This window comes from Kineococcus indalonis, assembly GCF_009906395.1.
Taxonomy (GTDB): Bacteria; Actinomycetota; Actinomycetes; order Actinomycetales; family Kineococcaceae; genus Kineococcus; species Kineococcus indalonis.
Window position 1 is genome coordinate 1 of the sequence record NZ_JAAALM010000229.1, and the last position, 6,057, is coordinate 6,057.

Consider the following 6,057-nt stretch of genomic DNA (forward strand, 5'->3'; position numbering starts at 1 on the left):
CCCCCACGACCGCGCACCGCGCCGCGCGCGCCGCGGCCGCGCTCGCCCTGGCGCTGGGCGCCGGCACGGGCGGCGCCCTGGCCCTGGCCCCGGCCGCCGCCGCGCACGACCGGCTCGTGGCCAGCGACCCCGCCGACGGCGCGGCGCTGGCCCGGGCGCCCGAGCGCGTCGTGCTGACGATGTCCGCCGCCCCCGTCGGCCTGGGCACGCAGGTGCAGGTCACCGGCCCCACCGGGGTGGTCTCCACCGGGGAGGCGCAGGTGGTCGACGAGACCGTCGCCCAGGCCCTGACGGGCGAGCGCCCCGCCGGCACCTACGAGGTGCGCTGGCGGGTGACCTCCTCCGACGGGCACCCGATCTCCGGCTCCTTCACCTTCGACGCCGAGCAGGCCGTCGCCGCGGCCGGCTCCACCGCCGCCCCGACCCCGGACGTGGACCCCTCGGCGTCGTCCCTGCCCCCCTCGGCGGCGCCCTCCGCCACGGCGGACGAGGCCGCCCCGGCCGCCGAGGGCGGCGGCGGGGGCACCACGGCCGCGGTGGTCGTCGCCGCGGTGGTGCTGCTGGCCGGGGCCGGCGTGGTCACCGCGCGGCGGCGGCGGGGCTGAGGTCCCGCGGCGCGCGGCGCGCGCGGCGCTCCACGCGCACGTCGAGCAGCCACAGCGCCAGCGTGGCCAGCGCGAACGCCGCCCCGGCGGCCGTCACCGCGCCCCAGCCGCCCGCGACCCACGCCGCCGAGCCCACCGCCGAGCCGAGCGCCCCGCCGGCGAAGTACGTCGTCATGTAGGCGGAGTTCAGCCGCGCGCGGGCCTGCGGGCGCAGCGGGTACACGACGCTCTGGTTGGACACGTGCACCATCTGCAGCCCCAGGTCGGCCAGGGCGAAGCCGGCCACGAACAGCGCCAGCGAGGTCAGCGCGCCCGAGGCGGAGGCGCCCAGCGCCGCCCAGGACAGCAGCAGCACCAGCGCCCCGGCGCCGGTGGCCAGCCGGGTGCGCCCGGCGTCGGCCAGCCGGCCCGCCAGCGAGGCCGCCGCGGCCGCGCCGGCCCCCACCAGGGCGATCAGGCCGATGGCGCCGTCGCTGAGGCCGAAGCGCTCCCCCGCCAGCAGGAACGTCATCGTGCCGAAGAGCACCGAGACCCCGGCGAAGGCGGCGGCGCCCAGCAGCGCCCGGGTGCGCAGCCGCGGCTCGGCGCGCACCAGCGCCGCGGTGGAGGCCAGGGTGGCGCCGTAGCCGCCCACGCGCTCGGGCACGCTCACCGGCAGCCGACGGCGCAGCACGAGGGCCAGCACCACCAGCCCGGCGGCCACGACGGCGTAGGGCACGTGCCAGTCGGTCAGGTCCGCCAGCGCGCCGGAGGCGCTGCGCGCCAGCAGCGCCCCGACGAGCAGCCCGCTCATCACGGTGCCCACCGCGCGCCCCTCCCGGCCGGGTTCGGCCAGCTCCGCGGCGAAGGGCACGAGCACCTGCGCGGCCACGGAGAACAGCCCGGCCACGGCCGTGCCCACCAGCAGCAGCGCGAAGGAGCCGGCCAGCGCGCACAGCGCGTGCCCCGCGGCGGCCAGCAGGGCCAGCACGGTCAGCAGCCGGCGCCGCTCCAGCAGGTCCCCCAGCGGCACCACGAGCAGCAGCCCCAGCCCGTAGGAGACCTGCGCGGTGGTGACCAGGACGGCGGTGCGGCCCGGCGCCACGCCCAGGTCGGCGCCGATCGTGTCCAGCAGCGGCTGGTTGACGTAGTTGCCGCCGACGGTCAGGCCGGTGGCCACGGCCATGAGCAGCAGCAGGGGGCGGGTGAGCACGCGCCCAGCGTGCCCCCGCGCCCCCGGCGGCGTCCAAGCCGTCGGTGCCGCTGGATCGATCGCGCAACGCGATCGGTCTAGTAGCGTCCACGCGGTGACGCCCCTGCAGCTGCGCTGCGCCCTGGCCGTCGCCCGGACGCTGCACTTCACCCGCGCCGCCGCCGACGTCGGGCTGGCGCAGTCCGCGCTGAGCCACCAGGTGGCCCGGCTGGAGGCCGAGCTGGGCGCGGCGCTGTTCGAGCGCACCAGCCGCAGCGTGCGGCTGACCGCCGCCGGCGAGGCGCTGCTGCCGCGCGCCCGCGCCGTGCTGGCCGAGCTGGACCGGCTGCGCACCGACGTGGCCGCCTCCTCCGGGGCGGTGGAGGGCCCGCTGCGGGTGGGCACCATCCCCACGCTGGCCGGCGTGGACCTCGCCGGCCTGCTGGTGCGGCTGCGCGAGCGGCACCCCGGCGTGCAGGTGGGCGTGGTGGAGCAGGGCTCGGCGCAGACGGTGGCGGCGGTGGCCGCCGGCACCCTGGACGTCGGGTTCACCGGCACCGCCCTGACCGAGCCGCTGCCCGGGGTCGCCGTGCAGGTGCTGTCCACCGAGCCGCTGGCCGCGGTCGTCGCCGAGGGCGACGCGTGGGCGGGGCGCTCGCGCGTGCGCCTGGCGGACGTGGCCGCCCGCCCGGGGGTGGACTTCCCCGCCGGCACCAGCGGGCGGCGGCAGGGCGAGGAGGCCTTCGCCGCGGCCGGGCTGGCCCGCGACGTCGTCGTGGAGAGCTCCTCGGCGGCGCTGCTGCTGGACCTGGTGCGCGCCGGGGCGGGCGTGGCGTTGCTGCCCGCCGCCACCGCCCGCGCCGCCGCCGGGGTGCGCGCCCTGGACGTGGTCGACGCACCGGTGCGCCGGGTGTGCGCCGTGCACGCCGGCGCGGGCGCCTCCGCGACCGCGCGCGCGTTCCTGGCGCTGCTGGCCGAGCGGGCCCCGGCCTGAGCGGCCCGCCCGGCGGGCGGGCCGCTCAGGCCGGGGACGCGGCGAGGGGCGGCCCCCGCCGCGCGGGGACCGCCCCTGCCGGGGTTCAGCGGGTCGTCACGGCACCAGCGGCACGATGAGGCCGGCGGTCTGCGAGCGGGCCCGCTCGAAGCGCTGGGCGGCGTCGGCCCAGTTCACGACGTTCCACCACGCCTTGACGTAGTCGGCGCGCACGTTCTTGTAGTCCAGGTAGTACGCGTGCTCCCACACGTCCAGCAGCACGATCGGCACCAGGCCGAGCGCGAGGTTGCCCTGCTGGTCGTACAGCTGGACGTTGATGAGCTTCTGGCCCACCGAGTCCCACGCCAGGATCGCCCAGCCGGAGCCCTGCACGCCGGCGGCCACGGCCGCGAAGTGGGCGCGGAACTTGTCGAAGGAGCCGAAGTGCTCGTCGATGGCGGCGCCGAGCTCACCGGTCGGCTTGTCGCCGCCGTCCGGGGAGAGGTTCGGCCAGAACGCCGAGTGGTTGACGTGCCCGCCCAGGTTGAAGGACAGGTTCTTCTCGTGCAGGTTCACGGTCGCCAGGTCCTCGGCGTCGCGCGCCGCGGCCAGCTTCTCCAGGGCCGTGTTGGCACCCGTCACGTACGCCTGGTGGTGCTTGTCGTGGTGCAGCTCCATGATCGTCCCCGAGATGTGGGGTTCGAGCGCGGAGTAGTCGTACGGAAGGTCCGGCAGAGCGTAGTCAGCCATGTCGTCTCGTCGTCTCCTCGTCCTTCACCTGGGTCCTGGCGCGGAGCGGACGGCGACCCGGGGAGCCCCGGGCGTCTGCTGCACCCGCGCGGTCGACCTTCGCGCAGCCCGCGGGGGCGCGCAACCGGCCGCGGGCAGCATCCCACCTGTCGATCACGGCCCCGGTCGGGGGTGCCGGCCGCGCCTGGCAGGGTGGAGGGGTGACCCCACCGGCTGCCACCGGCCCCGCCGCGCGCCCCGCGGGCGACGCCGCGACCGCCCCCGCGACCGGTCCCGCGACCGCCTCCGCGACCGGTCCCGCGGGTGCCCCCGCGACCGGTCCCGCCCCGGGTGCGCCCGTCGTCGGCTTCGACCTGGACATGACGCTGGTGGACTCCAGCGAGGGCATCACCGCCACGCTGCGGGCGGTGCTGGCCGAGGTCGGCGTGCACGTCACGGCCGAGGACACCTGGCCGTACGCGGGCATGCCGCTGGAGCTGATCGTCGCCGGGCTGGCGCCGGGCACCCCCCCGGAGCAGGTGGCGGCGCTGGCCGCGCGCTACAAGGAGCTGTACCCCTCACTGGGCGTGCCGGGGGTGCGCGCCTACCCCGGCGCGGCCGCGGCGCTGGCCGCGCCGGCCGCCCACGGCGGGCGCAGCGTCGTCGTCAGCGCCAAGCACACCCCCAACGTGCACCGGGTGCTGGCCGCGGCCGGCCTGGCCGGCGCGGTGCGCCCCGGCGACGTCGCCGGGGACCTGTTCGCCGAGCGCAAGGGCCCGCGCCTGGCCGCGCTGGGCGCCACCGCCTACGTCGGCGACCACCCCGGCGACGTGCGCGCCGCGCGGGTGGCCGGCGCCGTCGCCGTGGCCGTCACCACCGGCGCGCACGGCGCGGACGCGCTGCGCGAGGCCGGCGCCGACGTCGTGCTGGACGACCTGGGGGCCTTCCCCGCCTGGCTGGCCGGGCACGCCGCCGACCTGGCCGCCGCCGCGGCCCGGCCCGGCGCGCCCGCGGGGGAAGTCGGCGCCCCCGCGCCCCGTTAACCTTGTGGCGGCCGTCGCCGCGCCCCACCGGCGGCGCGACGGCCCGCAGACACCCGACGACCACCCCGGGCCGCGGCCGACGCGCCGCGCCCGACGCTCACACGAGAAGGTTCCCGTGCCGACTGGCAAGGTCAAGTGGTTCGACGCCGACAAGGGTTTCGGCTTCCTCGCCGCCGAGGACGGCGGTGAGGTGTTCGTGCACGCCTCGGCGCTGCCGGCGGGCACCGCGACGCTCGCCAAGGGCGCCCGCGTGGAGTTCGGCGTCGTGCAGGGCGAGCGCGGCACCCAGGCGCTGTCGGTGCGCCTGCTGGACCCCGTGCACTCCGTGGCCCGCGCCACCCGCAAGAAGCCCGAGGACATGGTCGTCATCGTGGAGGACCTCATCAAGCTGCTCGACGGCGTCTCCAGCTCCCTGCGCCGGGGCCGCTACCCCGAGAAGGGCGGGGCCGGCAAGGTCGCCACCGTCCTGCGCGCCGTCGCCGACGACCTCGAGGCCTGAGGGTGGCGGAGAGCACCGCGGCGCGCCCGCGCCGCGCCCGCAAGCCCGTCCTGGACGCGGCGACGGCCGCGGCCGTGGACCTGGCCCGCTCCGCGGCCGAGGAGGTCGCCGACGAGGGCACCGTCGGCGAGCACCTCGGTGCCGTCGCCGAGGGCGACCGCGTCGTCAGCCACGCCTTCGACTGCCTGCTGCCGGGCTACCGCGGCTGGCGCTGGACGGTGACGCTGACGCGCGCCTCCCGCGCCCGCAACGTCACCGTCAGCGAGGTGTGCCTGCTGCCGGGCGACGACGCGCTGCGCCCGCCGCAGTGGCTGCCGTGGGCCGAGCGCATCGCCCCCGGCGACGTCGGCCCGCGCGACACGCTGCCGCGCAAGGAGCATGACCCGCTGCTGGAGCAGGGCTTCGAGGCCACCGGCGACGAGGAGACCGACGCGGTCGCGCTGTGGGAGCTGGGCCTGGGCCGCGAGCGGGTCCTCTCCCCGCTGGGCCGCGACGAGGCCGCGCGCCGCTGGTACGACGGCGACCGCGGCCCGCGCACCGAGATCGCCGAGAACGCCAGGGCGCAGTGCTCCACCTGCGGCTTCTACCTGCTGGTCGCCGGGCCGCTGCGCCAGCTGTTCGGCGTGTGCGCCAACGAGTGGTCCCCCGAGGACGGGCGGGTCGTCAGCGCCGACCACGGCTGCGGCGCGCACAGCGAGACGGACGTGGAGGTGGAGCCGGAGGTGCCCGGCGAGCCGCTGGTGGACGACCTCGCCGTCGACGCGCTGGACCTGCTGGCGCCGGAGGAGCAGCCGGCCGGGAGCAGCGGGGCGGGCGCGGACGGCACCGCGCCCGGAGCGGCGCCGGCGTCCTGAGCACCGGCGTCCCGGACCGCCCCGGGCAGCCGGCGGCGGCCGACCCGTTCGGCACCGCCGCGCTGCGCCGGCGCGTGCTGGAGGCGTGGGCGGCCTCGCCGGCGCGGCTGCGCGAGGACGCCAACGCCGAGGAGGACGCCGCCCTCGGCGCCTACCGCGACCGCCTGGTCGTCGAGCTGGCGC

The 6,057-nt window shown here is 78.6% G+C and carries 8 protein-coding genes; 6 read left to right on the forward strand and 2 right to left on the reverse strand.

Annotated features, from left to right (window positions below):
- Positions 1–605 (forward strand): copper resistance CopC family protein (locus tag GTR00_RS12115; RefSeq protein ID WP_166611874.1); only part of this gene is annotated, 605 nt, incomplete at its 5' end.
- Here GTR00_RS12115 and GTR00_RS12120 read toward each other — a convergent pair.
- Positions 580–1,797: an MFS transporter gene (locus tag GTR00_RS12120; protein WP_323132431.1), complete on the reverse strand. Its 1,218-nt coding sequence runs from the start codon at positions 1,795–1,797 to the stop codon at positions 580–582. The two genes, GTR00_RS12115 and GTR00_RS12120, sit on opposite strands and share 26 nt — an antisense overlap.
- Positions 1,798–1,891: 94 nt before the next feature.
- On the opposite strand from GTR00_RS12120, the gene GTR00_RS23985 reads away from it, so the two are divergent.
- Positions 1,892–2,770, forward strand: a complete 879-nt coding sequence (locus GTR00_RS23985; RefSeq protein WP_323132432.1) for a LysR family transcriptional regulator — start codon at positions 1,892–1,894, stop codon at positions 2,768–2,770.
- Positions 2,771–2,866: 96 nt separating this feature from the next.
- Here GTR00_RS23985 and GTR00_RS12130 read toward each other — a convergent pair whose 3' ends face one another.
- Complete coding sequence (locus GTR00_RS12130; protein WP_166611876.1) at positions 2,867–3,499, reverse strand: superoxide dismutase; 633 nt, start codon at positions 3,497–3,499, stop codon at positions 2,867–2,869.
- A 200-nt stretch (positions 3,500–3,699) separates the two neighbouring features.
- Here GTR00_RS12130 and GTR00_RS12135 point away from each other — a divergent pair, with 200 nt between their 5' ends.
- From GTR00_RS12135 to GTR00_RS26375, 4 genes are all read left to right on the forward strand, one after another.
- Entirely contained in the window at positions 3,700–4,521 is an 822-nt protein-coding gene (locus tag GTR00_RS12135; protein WP_205705647.1) for an HAD family hydrolase, read from the forward strand.
- 115 nt (positions 4,522–4,636) lie between these two features.
- Complete coding sequence (locus tag GTR00_RS26370) at positions 4,637–5,020, forward strand: cold-shock protein (protein ID WP_166611877.1); 384 nt, start codon at positions 4,637–4,639, stop codon at positions 5,018–5,020.
- A gap of 2 nt (positions 5,021–5,022) precedes the next feature.
- The gene (locus tag GTR00_RS12145) at positions 5,023–5,874 is read left to right on the forward strand and encodes a DUF3027 domain-containing protein (protein WP_323132433.1); all 852 of its coding nucleotides are present in this window, start codon (positions 5,023–5,025) and stop codon (positions 5,872–5,874) included.
- On the forward strand, positions 5,871–6,057 hold a 187-nt coding region (locus tag GTR00_RS26375; RefSeq protein ID WP_166611881.1), incomplete at its 3' end, for a hypothetical protein. The genes GTR00_RS12145 and GTR00_RS26375, both read left to right, overlap by 4 nt.

Coding starts and splice junctions, on each gene's coding strand:
- GTR00_RS12130 (WP_166611876.1), bottom strand. CDS start 3,499: ATGGCTGACTACGCTCTGCCGGACCTTCCGTACGACTACTCCGCGCTC.